Annotated in this window: 15 protein-coding genes; 10 read left to right on the top strand and 5 right to left on the bottom strand. The window is 39.0% G+C overall.

Features of this window, described 5'->3' with window-relative positions; translation table 11 throughout:
- Positions 1–73 precede the first annotated feature (73 nt).
- From ACJVDK_RS06755 to ACJVDK_RS06740, 4 genes are all read left to right on the top strand, one after another.
- Positions 74–568: a DinB family protein gene (locus tag ACJVDK_RS06755; RefSeq protein ID WP_443939518.1), complete on the top strand. Its 495-nt coding sequence runs from the start codon at positions 74–76 to the stop codon at positions 566–568.
- A 117-nt stretch (positions 569–685) separates the two neighbouring features.
- On the top strand, positions 686–1,117 hold the full coding sequence (locus ACJVDK_RS06750; RefSeq protein WP_443939517.1) for a DUF2147 domain-containing protein: 432 nt from the start codon (positions 686–688) through the stop codon (positions 1,115–1,117).
- A gap of 15 nt (positions 1,118–1,132) precedes the next feature.
- On the top strand, positions 1,133–2,152 hold the full coding sequence (locus ACJVDK_RS06745; protein ID WP_443939516.1) for a WD40/YVTN/BNR-like repeat-containing protein: 1,020 nt from the start codon (positions 1,133–1,135) through the stop codon (positions 2,150–2,152).
- 92 nt (positions 2,153–2,244) lie between these two features.
- Complete coding sequence (locus tag ACJVDK_RS06740) at positions 2,245–3,060, top strand: TerC family protein (RefSeq protein ID WP_443939515.1); 816 nt, start codon at positions 2,245–2,247, stop codon at positions 3,058–3,060.
- A gap of 68 nt (positions 3,061–3,128) precedes the next feature.
- On the opposite strand, the gene ACJVDK_RS06735 is transcribed toward ACJVDK_RS06740, so the two are convergent.
- A complete protein-coding gene (locus ACJVDK_RS06735; protein WP_443939514.1) occupies positions 3,129–3,980 on the bottom strand; it encodes a dienelactone hydrolase family protein in 852 nt (283 codons plus the stop codon).
- A 90-nt stretch (positions 3,981–4,070) separates the two neighbouring features.
- On the bottom strand, positions 4,071–4,490 hold the full coding sequence (locus ACJVDK_RS06730; RefSeq protein ID WP_443939513.1) for an SRPBCC family protein: 420 nt from the start codon (positions 4,488–4,490) through the stop codon (positions 4,071–4,073).
- Positions 4,491–4,712: 222 nt separating this feature from the next.
- Between ACJVDK_RS06730 and ACJVDK_RS06725 the strand changes: the two genes are divergently transcribed.
- A complete protein-coding gene (locus tag ACJVDK_RS06725; RefSeq protein WP_443939512.1) occupies positions 4,713–5,363 on the top strand; it encodes a Crp/Fnr family transcriptional regulator in 651 nt (216 codons plus the stop codon).
- 84 nt (positions 5,364–5,447) lie between these two features.
- On the opposite strand, the gene ACJVDK_RS06720 is transcribed toward ACJVDK_RS06725, so the two are convergent.
- From ACJVDK_RS06720 to nirB, 3 genes are read right to left on the bottom strand one after another with little or no spacing between them, the layout of a single operon-like run.
- Positions 5,448–5,840 carry a hypothetical protein gene (locus tag ACJVDK_RS06720; protein ID WP_443939511.1) on the bottom strand — a complete coding sequence of 131 codons (393 nt, stop codon included), beginning with the start codon at positions 5,838–5,840 and terminating at the stop codon, positions 5,448–5,450.
- A gap of 34 nt (positions 5,841–5,874) precedes the next feature.
- Positions 5,875–6,255 carry a nitrite reductase small subunit NirD gene (gene nirD / locus ACJVDK_RS06715; RefSeq protein ID WP_443939510.1) on the bottom strand — a complete coding sequence of 127 codons (381 nt, stop codon included), beginning with the start codon at positions 6,253–6,255 and terminating at the stop codon, positions 5,875–5,877.
- On the bottom strand, positions 6,240–8,753 hold the full coding sequence (gene nirB, locus ACJVDK_RS06710) for a nitrite reductase large subunit NirB (RefSeq protein ID WP_443939509.1): 2,514 nt from the start codon (positions 8,751–8,753) through the stop codon (positions 6,240–6,242). The genes nirD and nirB overlap by 16 nt, the downstream gene beginning before the upstream one ends.
- A 242-nt stretch (positions 8,754–8,995) precedes the next feature.
- Between nirB and cobA the strand changes: the two genes are divergently transcribed.
- The 5 genes from cobA (at position 8,996) to ACJVDK_RS06685 (ending at position 17,190) form a co-directional block, all read left to right on the top strand.
- Complete coding sequence (cobA, locus tag ACJVDK_RS06705; RefSeq protein WP_443939508.1) at positions 8,996–9,766, top strand: uroporphyrinogen-III C-methyltransferase; 771 nt, start codon at positions 8,996–8,998, stop codon at positions 9,764–9,766.
- Positions 9,767–9,815: 49 nt separating this feature from the next.
- Positions 9,816–10,766, top strand: coding sequence for a bifunctional molybdenum cofactor biosynthesis protein MoaC/MoaB (gene moaCB, locus ACJVDK_RS06700; protein ID WP_443939507.1), 951 nt, complete (start codon positions 9,816–9,818; stop codon positions 10,764–10,766).
- Between the two features lie 82 nt (positions 10,767–10,848).
- Positions 10,849–12,153 carry an MFS transporter gene (locus tag ACJVDK_RS06695; RefSeq protein WP_443939506.1) on the top strand — a complete coding sequence of 435 codons (1,305 nt, stop codon included), beginning with the start codon at positions 10,849–10,851 and terminating at the stop codon, positions 12,151–12,153.
- A 31-nt stretch (positions 12,154–12,184) separates the two neighbouring features.
- The gene (locus ACJVDK_RS06690) at positions 12,185–15,700 is read left to right on the top strand and encodes a molybdopterin-dependent oxidoreductase (RefSeq protein ID WP_443939505.1); all 3,516 of its coding nucleotides are present in this window, start codon (positions 12,185–12,187) and stop codon (positions 15,698–15,700) included.
- Positions 15,697–17,190, top strand: a complete 1,494-nt coding sequence (locus ACJVDK_RS06685) for a rubredoxin (protein WP_443939504.1) — start codon at positions 15,697–15,699, stop codon at positions 17,188–17,190. The genes ACJVDK_RS06690 and ACJVDK_RS06685 overlap by 4 nt, the downstream gene beginning before the upstream one ends.
- The last annotated feature ends 4 nt before the right edge of the window (positions 17,191–17,194 follow it).

Here is a 17,194-nt window from a genome sequence, read left to right as displayed (position 1 = left end):
TGATTTTAAGATTTATATATCTTTATTTTGTGGTATTTAGTGTAACTTTAATAGTGAAAATTTACGTATTGATATGAAAAATACACCCGAAAGTACTAGAATATATGGCCTTTTGGTTTTATATGAGATGCACACGAAGTTTTTAGTAAGTGCGTTGGATGGGATTGGCGATGAGGATTCTCAACGAAGATTAAATACAGAAGCCAACCACATTGCTTGGATTACAGGAAGTGTGGTAAATGGAAGATTTTTTTTAGCGAAATGTTTTGGCTTGGAAATACAATCAACCACGGGCGAACTTTTTGAAAATAATAAGGGCATTATTAGCGACGCCACGTATCCAACCCTGGAATCTTTTAAGGATGATTGGGACAAGATATCGCCGGTTTTGGAAACAGCCTTAACGCATGCATCAGCGGAAAAATTAACAGAACCTTTTGAAATGCCAGGCATGAAAATGTCTTTGTTTGATATGATTTCATTCACCATTTATCGCGAAGCAAATTGTATTGGCCAAATTGCCTTGTGGCGACGATTACTCGGCTATCCAGGAATGAAGTATATGTAATTGAAAACTAATTCAATTATTGCTTGTTTTAAAAAAGAATGTACGTTGAAAGAATTCGTGTTACAGACAGTTCATTGTGAGAAAAAAAAATATATTTGTGTACTTAACGAAAAATAAATGAAAAAGATTCAATTTTTAGTGCTGTTTTTAATTGGGCTAACCTTTCAGGTTTTTGCTCAAAAGCAAGATGCCGTAATAGGACAATGGTTAAACCCTAAAGGTGAGGGAAAGATAGAAATTACTAAAAGGGGTAATAAATATTATGGAAAATTAATTTGGTTAAAAGAGCCAAATGAGAATGGTAAGCCGAAACTGGATTTGAAAAATCCGGATGAGTCGTTAAGATCTAAACCATTGTTGAATCAAGAAATTTTAAAGAATTTTGTATACAATGATGGAAAATGGGAGGATGGTACTATTTACGATCCTAAAAGCGGAAAAACATATAGCTGTACATTAAGTTTAAAACAGAATAATATTTTAAATATTCGTGGCTTTGTCGGGATTTCTTTAATCGGTAGAAGTGAAGAATTTACACGTGTAAAATAAAATTTGAACAATATTATGAAGAAATTAATAGGGTGCCTTTTATTGGCACCTTTTTTTTGTTTGGCCCAAATGGTAAATTTTAAAGCATTGAATGAAAATTCAAAAACTAGTTTGCGTGGCTTAAGTGTAGTGAACACGAAAGTGTTTTGGGTTAGTGGAAGCAACGGTTCTATTGGAAAAACTACGGATGGAGGAGCCAATTGGATCTGGGTAAAACCCAAAGGTTATGAAAAGCTTGATTTTAGAGATATTGAAGCTTTTAGTGAAAAAGAAGCTATTGTGGTAAATGCTGGTTCACCCGCCTATGTGCTAAAAACTATCGATGGAGGTGAGAACTGGCTGGAATGCTACAAAAATTTAGATACAGCTATATTTTTAGATGGTATGGGCTTTTGGGATAAACAGAACGGAATTATTTTCGGAGATCCGATTAACAATAAAATGCAGTTGCTTAGAACCAAGGATGCTGGAAAAACTTGGGTGAATATTTCAGACAATCTTAAATTACCTTTGGCGAAAGGCGAAGCCGGATTTGCTGCCAGCGGAACCACCATTAAAACTTTACCGGGAGGCAAAGTGTGGATTGCATCAGGAGGAATGGTTTCAAACATTTATTATTCGGTAAATAAAGGCGAAAAATGGCAGGTTTTTAAATGTCCTATTTGGCAAGGTGAAAACAGCACCGGACCATTTTCAATTGATTTTTACGACGCAAAACATGGAATTGCAGTCGGTGGAAATTATGTGAAAGATAAAGAAAACACCAATAACGTTTTAATAACGGCAGATGGAGGCAAAACCTGGCAAAAGCCTAGTGTTCCCGTTTTTGGATATCGTTCGGGTGTGGCGTATTTAAATGAACAAACAATTGTTGCTACAGGAACTTCAGGAACCGATATTTCAGTAGACGGGGGCAAAAATTTTAAACATATTTCAAATCAGAGTTTTAATGCCGTTCAAAAAATAGCTGGCACAAAGTCGCTTGTTTTAGCCGGAGAAAAAGGAAATATTTATCTTTTAACCTTAGTTGATTAGGGCGTAAAACGCATCTTTAAGGAGATGCTCAACTAACATTTAATTAATTTTTGTTTATTTGCCATTTGATTTTACTAAATAGGATAGGGTTGATGGATTTTTTTGAATTGGTTTTTGGACACGATATTCAAGCAGGATTGCTTATTATTTTGAATTTAATTGTCATTGAAAGCTTGCTTTCTGTAGATAATGCAGCGGTCCTGGCTACCATGGTGATGGATTTGCCAAAAGAACAACGCAATAAAGCCTTGAAGTATGGTATCATTGGCGCCTATGTTTTTCGTGGAATTTGTTTGCTTTTGGCATCTTGGTTGGTGAAGGTATGGTGGTTAAAACCTATTGGTGGACTTTACTTATTGTGGTTGGCCTTCGACTATTTTAAAAAGAAGAGCACTAAAAATGCCGAAGATGAAGAAGTTATTGATAAGAACAAAAGTTGGATATACAAATCCACAGTAGGTTTAATGGGTAAGTTTTGGGCCACCGTTGCTTTGGTTGAAGTAATGGATTTGGCTTTTTCTATTGATAATGTTTTTGCTGCGGTCGCTTTCACAGATCATATTTACCTGATTTATATTGGGGTGTTTATAGGCATTTTAGCCATGCGTTTCGTTGCGCAAGCTTTTGTAAAGTTGATGGAGAAATTTACTTTCTTAGAAACCGTTGCCTTTGTGGTTATTGGTGTCCTAGGCTTAAAATTAACTTTTTCATGTTTTAGTCACTTCAATGAAAATTCCCCAATCACGCATGCAATAGAAAGTGAGCGCATGGAACTTTTCCTTTCTATTTTTACTGTAGCTATATTTATTATTCCGGTAGTTACTTCTTGGTTGTTTAATTTTCCTAAGAAAAATGGAGTAGAAAGCAAGATGATGGAGCAGGCAGAAGAAGTTTTAAAAGATTCCTAAACGAAATTAAGTTAGGTTTAAAAAAAAATCTCAACCATTTCTTGGTTGGGATTTTTTTTAGCAATACGTTAAGCTAATTTTTTCTTAAACAAATCAATGGTTCGTTGCCAAGCCAGTTTAGCGGCGGCTTCGTTGTAGCGCGTAGGCGAGGTGTTGTTGTTAAAGGCATGATTTACACCTTCGTACACGAATAATTGATAATCGATGTGATTTTCTTTTAAAGCAGTTTCATAAGCTGGAATGCCCGCGTTAATACGTTCATCTAAACCGCCATAGTGGAGTAAAATACTCGCTTTAATTTTGCTAACATCGGCTGCATTGGGTTGTGATCCGTAATAGGCTACGGCAGCTTGCAATTTAGGGTCGTTAACGGCAAGTTTGTTTGCCATGGCTCCACCCCAACAAAAGCCTACACAGCCAACTTTGCCGTTGGCATCTTTTTTATTTCGTAAAAAATCGAGGGCCTTTAAATAGTTTTGTAAATTTTTCTCTGGGTCTAGTTTCCCAATCAAATCTCTAGCTTGATTTTCATCGGTAGGTGTTCCGCCCAGTGGAGATAAAGCATCCACACCCAAGGCAATAAAACCTTCGCTGGCAATGCGTTTGGTCACATCAATAATGTGTGGGTTCAATCCACGGTTTTCGTGGATCACCAGAACTGCACCCAAATGTTTTTTATTTTTTGGACGAGCTAAAACCGCTTTCATATTGCCCTCCGTTCCGGGGAAGGTGCACTCTTCAACAGAAATGGAATCGTCCTCAAAACTCGCGGCCTGTGCATAGTTGTTTTCCAATAGCGGAAGAATCGTTAAAGCCATCGCGGTACCGCCAGCCAAAAGGGCGAGCTTTTTCATGAACTCTTTTCGGTTTATTTGACTATGTGTATACGAATCGTAGAGGTTGATGATTTCTTGTTTCATGGGATTTGCTTAAGGGTTGAGTGTATGTTTGAAAACTAAACGCTATAATTTTTGGTTAAATTATAGCGTTTATGCCTGTTTTTGATGCGTTTAATTTTCTTCCACGTATTTTTTAAAATTATTTAAGATGGCTTGCCAACCATTTTGTTGCATTTCTGCTGGGTTCTCCTTTTCAGGATCAAATTTTTCCGAAATATAGGTGGAATGGCCATCAAAACTGAAATTAATCGATACCTTTCTGCCATCGGCCATTTCATAAGCAATTAAGCTAAACTCTTCGATGTTGCTGTAGGTTCCGCCAAAATCGAAACGCATACTGCCATCTTTTGCGGCCATGGTCGTTTTAAATGTTCCTCCGCTTTTAAGGTTGTTTTCAGCATACGGTGCATGCCAATCATCCGATGCAAAGGTCCATTTTGTAATGTGTTCTGGCTTTGTCCAATATTCCCATACTTTTTCAACAGGCGCATGAACACGCGCTTCTACTGTTATTGTTTTGTTGTTTTCCATATTGTGTATACGTTTTCAAATAAAGATAACGAAGTATTTATAAAAAAGATTATCCCGTGTTTTCTTTTGGCAGATTTTGCCCTGTAAGTTTTTTGATTGGTAATAAAAAGCACGTTAATTATTTAAATCATTTGTTATTTTTGAACCTATGTGGGGATAATTTTTTCTTCCGAAACGAGATAAATGAAAAAAAATAATTGTTGCGATCATAAACGTTGTTTTATGTGTCGATTTACTTTAGAGGAGTGGAAACCTGCTATTGAGGCTCATAAACGTAATTTTATAGCTAAAAAAGGAGAGCAAATAATAAAAGAAGGTGATCCCGTAACAGGCGTTTATTTTGTGACAAGTGGTAATGTGAAGGTGCATAAGAAATGGGGCGACAAGGAGCTGATTCTGCGTTTCGCGAATAATGGCGCTATTATGGGACACAGGGGAATTAGTAGTGAACATTCGGTTTATCCAATCTCAGCAACAGCTTTGGAAACGACTGAGCTTTGTTATGTGGATATTGATTTTTTTAAAACAACTCTTCGGGTAAATCACGATTTCGCCTATAATTTACTGTTGTTTTATGCAGAAGAATTAAATGTTTCGGAACGGAAAATGCGGAATTTAGCGTTAATGTCGGTAAAAAGTAGATTAGCCGTAACCTTGCTAAAGCTACGTGAGCAATTTGGTTTAACGGAAGATAACACCATTGATGTTAATTTAAGTAGGCAGGATTTGGCCGCTTATACCGGAGCTACTTACGAAACTGTTTTTAGAACAATGAGCGAACTGATTCAGGAAAAAATGATTGAGGTAAAAGGGAAGGCAATTTGTATTTTAGACGAAAAAAAACTTCGTGTGCTTACCGAAGAGAATTTTTAAAGCGCGTTTTGATATTAATGAAGAGCCCCAAAAGTATTGTCTAATTTTTGGGGCTCTTTTCATTTTGGTCATCTTAAGCCGTTTTTAGAGCTTATATCCAACTCCCACACCTACTTTCCAAGAGCCGTTTTTTACACTTGTTTTGGCGTTGTAATAACATGGAATCTGGAAAGCGAAATGCTTAAAAGCGGTTGTAATACCGAAACCTAAATTTGGCGTAACTAAAGCGTTTTTTGTTGCTCCGGGTAAAACTTTATCTTCTTTAAAGCGTAATCCAGGTAATAAACCAATTAAAACACTGTACGGTTTTTTGGTGTATTTAATGCCCGGGCCTGTACAGTTAACATACGCTCCATGGTCAATGTAACCGGCAACAATCGTTCCGTCAAATAGAACTGGTTTGGTTTGGGCATGCGATCTGAGAACAGAAATTAATCCCAAAAAAATAAGTAACAGGGTAGAGTTTTTAGCCTTCATAGTTTGGTTTCTATGGATGATTAATGGTTGATTTTTAACTTATTCCGATGAATACCGTACCGTCTTCAACTTTTACAGGGTAGGTTTTGATGGCACATTCATCGCCACTTAAGCATTCTCCAGTGCTTAAGGAGAATGTTTTTTTATGGAAAGGGCAGGCAACTTTAGGTTCATCGGTTGCAGACCCAATTAGGCCTCTGCTTAATGCCATTTGTTTTTTATGAGGACACTCATTTTGAGTAGCAAACCATTCATTACGGCGTGTAAAATAAAACAAGGCAATTTGTTCATCGCCGTTTTTTACACAAACTCCTCCATTTTCAACTGCATCTTCAACGCGACATGCAGCCATCCAGTTAATTGTTGATTCCATGATTTCTGAGTCTTTTAGGGGTTCTTTTATGCTGTTTTCCATTCTTCTGTACGTTTTTGTCCACGCATTTCGATAAATTGAATGCTTGGGTCTTTTTCTTCTGGGGCATTTACAAAGTGAGAGAAACGTTTGCGGATAGCCGGATTTTCGATCGCTTCTTTCCATTCGCATTTGTAGGCAGAAACCAGGCACTCCATTTCAATTTCCCATTGTTTAGCCATACCTAAACTATCGTTTACAATTACATTTCGGAGGTAATCAATGCCGCCCTCCATTTTATTTAACCAGGTTGCGGTACGTGTTAATGGATCTGCCGTGCGGATATAGAACATTAAGAAACGGTCGATGTATCGGATGCAGGTTTCGCTATCTAAATCGGTTGCCAGAAGTAAAGCATGCTGCGGTTTGCTGCCACCGTTTCCACAAACGTATAAGTTCCAGCCTTTTTCTGTAGCGATGATACCAAAATCTTTACTCTGAGCTTCTGCACATTCGCGAATACAACCACTTACTGCCGATTTTATTTTGTGCGGCGCGCGAATACCTCGGTAGCGTTCCTCTACTTCAATAGCAAAACTCACACTGTCTTGTAATCCGAACCGGCACCATGTGCTTCCTACGCAACTTTTTACCGTTCTTAAAGCCTTTCCATACGCATGGCCACTTTCAAAACCAGCCGCAATTAGTTCTCCCCAAATTGCAGGTAAGTCATTTAAATGCGCCCCAAATAAATCAATGCGTTGTCCGCCTGTAATTTTGGTGTAGAGGTTATATTTTTGTGCTACCTCACCAATTACGATTAATTTTTCAGGCGTAATCTCTCCACCTGGAATACGCGGTACCACAGAATATGAGCCTCCTTTTTGGATATTAGCCAGGAAACGATCGTTGCTATCTTGCGCCACATCATTCCCACGTTGTAAAATCATTTCATTCCATAAACTGGCAAGTACTGAAGAAACCAAAGGTTTGCAGACTTCGCATCCATCGCCTTTGCCCAAGTTGTCTAAAACTTCATCATAGCTTTTTAAATTATGGATGTGAACCAAGTCGTATAGCTCTTGACGGCTATAGTTAAAATGTTCGCAGATAACATTGCGGATGTATTTTCCTTGCGCTTTTAGTGAATAAAGCATCAAATCTTTTACCATCGGCACGCATCCACCGCATCCGGTACCGGCTTTCGTGCATTTTTTTAGTTGATCGATGGTTTCGCAGCCATCTTCGGTTACTGCAGAGCAGATATTTCCTTTTGTGATACCTTCACAGCTACAAATAAGCGCTGAGTCAGGTAGGTTTTCGATACCCCCAGAAGCAGAGCCTTCGCCTCGGCCACGCGATCCAAGAATAAGTTCTTCGGGATTTTCGGTAAGCGGGATATTGTTGGTAGCTGTTTGCAGCAGCATGTTGTATGCTGCCGCATCGCCAATTAAAATACCTCCTAAAAGGTATTGCCCGTCGTTACTAATATTAATTCGTTTGTATATTCCTTTGTGTTTATCTTCAAAAACAATGGTTCTGCAATCCGGTTCATTGATAAAGTTGTCGCCAAAACTGGCAACATCTACCCCAATAAGTTTCAGTTTGGTGCTCATATCGAACCCTTCGAAGGTTTTATCTCCTTCGCATAAATGGGTGGCTAAAACTTCGGCCATTTCATAGCCCGGTGCAATGAGTCCATAAATCATGCTGTCGTACAAGGCGCATTCTCCGATGGCAAAAACAGCGGGGTCATTGGTTTTCATTTTGTTATCCACCATAATTCCGCCGCGTGGACCAACTTCTATACCACACGCTTTTGCTAATTCGTCTCTTGGTTTAATCCCGGCTGAGATAACCAACATATCGGTTGCCAAATGCGTATCATCGTTAAATTTTAGTGCTGTAATGTTTTGCTCACCTTCAATGCAGCTGGTGTTTTTATTCAGTAGAATTTTTAATCCAAGGTCGGTAAGTTTTGCTTTAAGCATGTCGCTACCTGCTGAGTCAATCTGTCTTGGCATGAGGCGAGGGGCAAACTCAACGATACTGGTATCTGGAATGCCAAGGTCTATCAATGCTTTGGCTGCTTCTAAACCAAGTAATCCACCGCCAATAACGGCTGCTGTTTGTGCTTTTTTTGCGTATTCGCTTATTAAATCTAAATCTTCCAGTGTTCTGTAAACAAAAACACCTTCTTTTTCGATACCTGGGATACTTGGTACAAATGCAGCAGATCCGGTGGCGAAAACCAGGTAGTCATAGTTGTATGCATCGCCATTTGAGGTGTATACCTTCTTTTCTTCTCTGTTTATATGTGTAACAGGTGTATTTAAATGTAAGGTAATGTTGTTTTCGGCATACCATCCTTCTGTTGAAAGGGAAAGATCTTCAGCAGTTTTTCCATTAAAATATTCACTCAAGTGAACGCGGTCATATGCGCGACGCGGTTCTTCTCCAAAAACGATTAAATTATAGGAAGAATTCTTTGATTTTAGTTTTTCACAGAATTTATATCCTACCATTCCGTTTCCAATGACTATTATTTGTTGATTTTCCATATAATTTTATGTTTTGTTGAGTTTATTGATGATTATTTAGTCGTTTGGTTATTTTTTTTTGTTCTTTTTATTTCGTTTGCTTCTTTTTTATTTTCTTTTTGGTGTTTTTTATGATAATTGATATTCGAAATTAATACAATTTTATATAAAAACAATATTTTTATGATTTTTATCATAAAAAATTTAATTTTTTCAGAAATAATTATCACTTTTATCATGTTTTAATTCAAATCTCATTTAAAATGGAAAAGAAATTATCTCTATTTGGTCTTTTTGTGGTGGGGGCAGGTCCTGGAAACCCTGAATTGCTAACTTTAATGGCGTATAATGTTCTAAAAAAGGCGAATGTTGTTCTTTATGATAACTTATGTAATGAAGAACTGCTAAAAATTGCTCCAAAATCATGCAAAATGGTTTATGTGGGTAAGCAACCTTATAGAAATTGCACCCCTCAAGAAGAAATCAACAGATTAATTGTTCAATACACCAAGAAGTACGCTACGGTTGTACGCTTAAAAGGTGGTGATCCATTTATTTTCGGGCGTGGCTTTGAAGAGTTGCTTTTTGCTGAGGAACACGGCATTCGTGCGCAGTACATTCCAGGGATTAGCAGCATGCAAGGAGCCGGTTTTGTCGATATCCCTTTAACGCATCGTGGCATTAGCGAGAGCGTTTGGGCTATTACCGGCACAAAAAAGGATGGTTCTTTATCCGATGATTTAAAATGCGCCATGAAAAGTTCGGCCACATTGGTGATTTACATGGGCATGAAAAAGTTAGAAGAAATTGCGAATACTTATTTAGAAGCAGGTTTAGGTCATGTGCCGGCTGCTATCATTCAACGGGTAACCCATTCAGATCAAAAACATACCGTTTGTGATGTTAAAGATCTTCCTAGAGCAGCTTTCGAAAACGAATTGAGTAATCCAGCCATAATTGTCATCGGAAATGTGGTTCGGGCTAGAGAATTCATCGCTATGCAAGAATATAATAATCGCCTCATGGCTGTTTAATTAAAGAAGTAAATACCTGAAAATAATTTTGTTTAAGCAGTAATCAAGCATGAGAGATATAAGCGATAAAATAAATACCCTACGTACGGCGCAAGCAGAGGCGTATGTGCTTTGTTCGGAAGAAACCATTCAGCTTATTAAGCGTGATAGTTTGCCGAAGGGGAATTTATTTGATGTCGCTAGGGCAGCAGCATTTTTGGGAGCTAAAGCAACACCACAACTTTTACCGCATTGTCATCCAGTACTGCTTGACGGTATGGAGGTGCGTTTTAGCTTGCTAGGAGAAGAAACTGGGGACGAAAATCTGCCAGAAAAATTTATCGGTCTCCATGGAATTAAAATTTGGGGCGAAGCAAAATCAATCGGACGTACTGGAGTTGAAATGGAAATTTTAACAGGCGTTTCGGTAGCGGCGCTTGAAATTTATGATATGCTAAAACCAGTAGATGCTTCTTTAGAAATAACCGGAATAAAACTACTGGAGAAAAAGGGAGGAAAAAGCGATCGTAAAAAGTACTTCAACACCGCACCCACTTGTGCCATACTCGTTTGTTCCGATTCAACAGCTGCAGGAAAAAGAGTAGACAAAAGCGGCGTTTTGTTGCGCGAACGTTTAACAGCAGCTAAAGCGCAGGTTGTAGCCTATGAAATTGTGCCCGATGAGAAAGAAAGTATCCAAGCCAAGATACAGGAATGGGTGGCTGCAGATGTTCATTTTATTTTTACTACTGGCGGAACGGGATTGGGACCACGTGATAGAACCGTTTCGGCCGTAAAAGAAATTCTTGAACGCGATGCAGATGGTATTACAGAGGCTATGCGCGCCCATGGACAAATGCGCACGCCAATGGCCATGATGAGTAGAGGAGTAGCAGGCTCTATTGCTCAAAGTTTGATTGTTACCCTTCCAGGAAGTACAGACGGTGTACGCGAAAGTTTAGATGCTGTTGTACCCGCAATTTTTCATGCTAGAAAAATGATGAAAGGTGGAGGACATTAACAGACCAAGCAATGTAGGAACATTAAAATTTTGTAAAACGAATAACGGAACGAATTAATTGTAAACCTTTAAACTATTTGTTATGATCTCAAACAAACTAGAACCACTAGAAAAATTAAATGTATTCTCTTTCAAAGGAATACAAATGCGCACTTTTCATATTACCTGGTTGACATTCTTTGTCTGCTTTTTTGGGTGGTTTGGACTGGCCCCATTAATGCCCAGCATACGTGCCGACTTGGGTTTAAGCAAAGCGCAGGTAGGGAATACCATTATTGCAGCTGTATCGGCAACTATTTTTGCACGTTTATTAATTGGTAAACTCTGCGATTTATACGGTCCCAGAAAAACGTATACCGCTTTATTAGTCATTGGAGCATTTCCGGTTATGTTTGTTGGTTTGGCCAATTCATATACGGAGTTTTTACTGTTTCGTTTGGCTATTGGCGTTATTGGCGCCTCATTTGTAATTACTCAATTTCATACCTCGCTGATGTTTGGCGCTAAAATTAAAGGTACAGCAAACGCAGTTGCAGGTGGGTGGGGAAATTTAGGTGGGGGGATTACCAACATGGTGATGCCTTTAATTTTCTCTGTAATTGTTGGTTTTGGATATACCAATGCCCAAGCATGGCGCTATGCGATGATTTTTCCAGGTGTTTTGTTACTGGTAATGGCTTGGGTTTATTACAAATTTACACAAGATACACCTGCCGGAAATTTTGATGAAATAGAAAGAACCAAAAAAGCTTCAGGAAAAACAGATTGGACTTTATTGGCTGATTGGAGAATTTGGTCGTTGGCATTGGCTTACGCGGTTTGTTTTGGGATGGAAATTACTTTTGACGGAATCGCAGCGCTACATTTTACCGATACATTCAGCTTAACACAAGGAACAGCTGGGTTTTTAGCGGGGATTTTTGGTTTTATGAATCTTTTTGCCCGCGCATTAGGAGGAATTGCTGCGGATAGCGTGAATACCAAATACGGCATGAAAGGTAAAGGATTACTGCTAGGAGCCTTATTGTTGCTTGAAGGAATGGGAATCATTTTGTTTGCCTATTCAGGTTCATTAACCATGGCTATCGTATCGATGTTGGGTTTTGCCCTTTTCTTAAAAATGGCAAATGGAACAACCTATGCTATCACGCCTTTTATAAACGAGAAAAATGCAGGTATGGTAAACGGTATTGTAGGTGCCGGTGGTAATGTGGGAGGTATGTTGTTCGGTTTCTTATTCAAATCGGAATCGATTACCTATGTACAAGCATTTCAATACATCGGATATGTGGTAATGGCGGTAGCGGCATTGGTATTTATAACGCGATTTACCTTGAAAGCGAAGACAGAAAATGAATCTGTTATTGATGGCCAAATGGTCGCTTAAATAAAAGAAAAACTCCTTTAATCGTTTATATATGTCTACAAATAGAAAAAGCACTTACTCATCTACTTGCTGTTACTGCGGCACTGGCTGTGGCATATTGGTAAGTAAAGATAAAAAAGGAGTTGTTGGAGTTGAAGGAGATACCGCGCATCCTGTTAACAAAGGAATGCTATGCAGTAAAGGAATGAACTTACATTATACAGTAAATGATACCGAGGATCGTTTACTGTATCCGCAAATGCGTTTCAATAAAAGTATGCCGCTGCAACGGGTAAGTTGGGATACGGCTTTTGAGCGTACTGCGGCTATTTTTAAAACATTTATTGAGCAATATGGCCCAGATTCGGTGGCGTTTTACATGTCAGGACAATGCTTAACCGAAGAATATTATGTAGTGAATAAGCTGATGAAAGGCTTCATCGGAAGCAATAATATCGATACCAATTCGCGGCTATGCATGAGCAGTGCGGTGGTTGGCTACAAGATGGCTTTGGGAGAAGATAGTGTTCCTGTTTGTTACGATGATATTGAGTTGGCAGATTGCTTTTTGGTAACCGGGGCAAATCCTGCCTGGTGTCATCCAATCATTTGGCGACGGGTTGAAGCACATAAAGCTGCAAATCCACATGTAAAGATTATTGTGGTGGACCCGCGCAGAACCGATACCTGCAGTTTGGCAGATTTACATCTCCAGTTAAACCCTGGAACGGATATTACCTTGAACAATGCCATTGGGCGTATTTTAATTGAGCAAGGTAACATCGATTATTCTTTCGTTGAAAATCATACCGAGGGATATTTAAAATATAAAGAATCGGTTTTTGAACGTAGTGTGGAGGAAGCCGCATTCATTTGTGGAGTAAGTGTGAGCGAAATTGAATTGGCCGCTCAATACATTGCCGAGGCAAAAGGATTTTTAACCATGTGGACCATGGGATTGAATCAAAGTGCTGTGGGCGTAAATAAAAATTTAAGTTTAATCAACTTGAATTTGATTACGGGACATATTGGAAAACCAGGTTCTGGACCGTTTTCATTAACGGGACAACCGAATGCCATGGGGGGACGTGAGGTAGGCGGATTGGCTAATTTATTGCCAGCACATCGCGTGTTAACCAATCCCGAACACCGAGCCGAAGTGGAGGCTTTCTGGGGAGGAGGAACGATTTCCGCGCAACCTGGATTGACAGCTACGGAAATGTTTGATGCCTTGGAAAGTGGCAGCTTAAAAGCCATTTGGATTATGTGTACCAATCCGCTGGTAAGTTTACCAGATGTACGAAAGGCCGAAGCAGCGCTCAAGAAAGCCAAGTTTGTGGTGGTTCAAGAAATTAGTTCAAAACCGGAGACTTTGGCCTATGCCGACGTAATTTTGCCTGCCGCTGCCTGGTTGGAAAAAGAAGGAACGATGACGAATTCTGAACGAAGAATTACGCATCTTTCCAAGGTTATTGACCCTCCGGGCGAAGCGCTTGCCGATCGGGAGATCATTTGTCGCTTTGCGAAGAAAATGGGCTATTCGGGTTTTGATTATGACGATGACGAAGCTGTTTATAAAGAACATGCCGCATTAACGAAAGGAACCAATATAGACGTTTCGGGGGTGGATTATCAGGTTTTGAAAAAATTTAAATCGGTTCAGTGGCCGTATCCAGCAGGAGAAACGAGTTCGTTACCCAAACGATTATTTACCGATCATCTTTTTTATACGGCTTCACAAAAAGCTAATTTATATCCGGTTTTAGATAAAAATACCAGCGAAGAAATTAATGAGGATTATCCTTTTATTTTAACCACCGGACGTATTCGTGATCAATGGCATACGATGAGTAAAACTGGCAAGGTTAATAAGCTGAACAAGCATATTGCTAAATCCACCTTAGAAATTCATCCGGATGATGCCTTTTTATTAGGGATTAGCCACAACGATTTGGTTGAGGTAAAATCGCGGAGAGGCGAGGTTCGCTTAAAAGCGAATGTGTCTGATGGAATAAAAAGAGGGGTGGTTTTTTTACCGATGCACTGGGGGAAATTGTTAAACAACGACTTAAATAGGGCCAATAACTTAACCAATGCTCTGTTAGACCCTATTTCAAAAGAGCCTGATTTTAAATTTTGTGCGGTAAGCGTTCAGAAATATGTAAAAGCAAAGCAACGGATTGTTATTGTAGGTGCCGGTGCCGGTGCTTGTGGTTTCGTTAAATCGTACCGGGCTTTAAATCAGGAAGATGATATTGTTATTTTCAGCAAAGAAAATCTACCTTTTTATAATCGTGTGATGTTGCCTGATTACATTTCGGGAACGCAAAGTTGGGAACAACTAGTAAAAATGCACGAAGCTGAAGAAGCAAGTTATGGCATTGATATGAAAAAAGGAGTATCGGTGCAAGAGGTTGATCGTCTGAACAAAACGGTAACGGATTCAACGGGCAAGGTTATGTCGTATGATGTACTTATCATGGCGATGGGAAGTAGACCCTCATTTCCAAAAAATATTCAATCGCTACCCGGAATTTTTACCATGCGTAGTCGTCCCGATGCCGATGGGTTCAAGGCGTATTTAAAGCCCAATGCGCATGTGGTAATCGTTGGTGGCGGCTTGTTGGGCTTAGAATTGGCTGCATCGCTTTGTGAAGGCGATAATCGGGTAACCATCATTCATCGTTCGTCGCGCTTTTTAGATCGTCAGTTGGATGTTGTAGGAAGTCAAATGCTACACGATGAAATGATTGACCAGGGCTGCGATATTTTTTATAACGATGAGGTTCAATTGATTAATGGTCGAGAAAAAGTAAGCGGTTTGCGTTTAAAAAGTGGTCGCGAGTTAAATTGCGATGCCATTGTTTTTGCCATTGGAACGCTTCCAAACATTGAATTGGCGAAAGAATGTGGTTTGGATTTTAAATGGGGAGTAACGGTAAATGAACAATTAAAAACGAGTGATGACAGTATTTACGCTATTGGCGAAATTGCTGAATTTGAAGGGCGTTTATTTGGAATTACTGCTGCGGCTGAGCACCAAGCGGAGGTATTGGCGCAGTATTTACATGGCGATATTGCCAGTTATTATGCGGGTACTTTGTTGTTGAACATTATTAAAGTACATGGTTTCGATTTGTGCAGCATGGGCTTAACGGAACGACCAAACTCGCCAGATTACGAGGAAATAATTTTCATTGATCAAGCAAAGCGCTATTATAAAAAATGCATCATTCATAACGACCGCTTGGTGGGGGCAATTTTAATTGGCGATAAGAATGAGTTCTTAGAGTTTAAAGAATTAATATCCAATAAAACAGAACTAAGTGAAAAACGATTGCAGCTATTACGAAGCGGTAAACAAGCCGTTCCGGTTATCGGTAAATTGGTTTGCAGTTGTAACAATGTGGGAGATGGAAATTTAAAACAAGAAATTGCCAAAGGCTGTCATGATTTTAAAGAACTCTGTAGTAAAACAGGTGCGGGTTCGGGTTGTGGCTCTTGTAAGCCAGAGGTACAACGCATTTTAATGCAAGGAATAAACGAATTAGAAACAGCCATAAAATGAAACAAAAAAACATCATTAAAATTAATTTAACGGGTGGAATAATTTCTACCGGTGATTTTTTGAGCATTGTAAAAGCTGCGGAATATGCGCAGGCAAAGGAAATTCGAATGGGTACACGTCAACAAATGTACCTGACTGTTTCTGAACTGAAATTAGCAGAGTTTACCGATATGCTAACAGCAGCTCACATTAAATTTGAAGTCAATTTTGATGATAATCCCAATATTGTGAGTTCGTATGTAACGGATGAATTGTTTAATCGCCCGAATTGGCTTACCGAAGGGGTATATGCCGATATTCTGGATTCTTTTAATTATCAGCCTACGCTGAAAGTAAATATCATTGATAGCACCCAGAATTTGGTTCCTTTTTTTACGGGGAACATCAATTTTATTTCGAGCGGAACACCCAATTATTGGTATTTGTATGTACGCTTTCCAAAAATGACTGAAAACAATGCTTGGCCTGAATTAATATACTCGGCCGACATTCCGGAGGTGGCCAAAGCGATTGAAACTGTTATTACTGCTGATGTGAAAACTTTTTACAGTAAAACCACGGCAAGCATGGCGCTCCTGAAAGAAAAACTTGATGCCGAAAATTATAACTTTTTCAGTAAGCCCGTTACCGAAGAGTTGGTTTTGCCCACTTTTACCATTCCGTATTACGAAGGATTGAATCGTTATGGACAAAAATTTTGGCTAGGTGTTTATCGTCGAGACGAAATTTATCCGTTGGCTTTCTTAAAAGATATCTGTGCAATTTGCCTAAAAACCAAAATAGGACGAATTTATGTTACACCTTGGAAATCTATTTTAATTAAAGGAATTGATGCCGAGGACCAAAAATTTTGGAGTTATGTTTTAGGAAAACACCTGATTAATGTGCGCCATGCATCCAACGAGCTGAATTGGCAGGTGGAAGATTTGTCGAACGATGGATTAATCATTAAGCGCTACTTGGTGAAACGCTTTGATAGTTTAGATTTAAAAACGCATGGTTTATGTTTTGCGATTAAAACACAGCCGAAAAGTGGCCTTTTTGGTTCCGTAGTTGTGAAACGGTTGTTAAACACCACCCGCACAGCAAAAAAATCAACCGATCGATTTGATATTTTGTATACACCTGATTTTAATCCGAATTCTAAAAATTACGTGGTGTATAAACGAAAACTGGCTTTAAATGTATTGGATGTTCATTTGGCTCAATTGAGTAATTTGTATTATGAGCAAATTGGGTTGAATAATTTAATTGGCGCCGATTTAAAAGTGGATGAGGTATTTGCAGAGGGGTCGGATAATGCTGGAATGTGGGTGCAACAATGCCAAAAATGTTTCAGTATTTATAATGAAGAATACGGCGACCCGGAGAAGGGCATCTCGGCAGGAACACCTTTTCAGACAATTCCTGAAAGCTATACCTGCTCCATGTGTAATTCTACCAAAGAAGCATTTATCCCGATAAATTTTTTAACTTTAATCACCAATTGATGAA

Source organism: Pedobacter paludisoli (genome assembly GCF_052344095.1).
Classification (GTDB): domain Bacteria; phylum Bacteroidota; class Bacteroidia; order Sphingobacteriales; family Sphingobacteriaceae; genus Pedobacter.
Note: the sequence above shows the minus strand (reverse complement) of the source record. Positions and strands in the feature narration are given on the sequence as shown.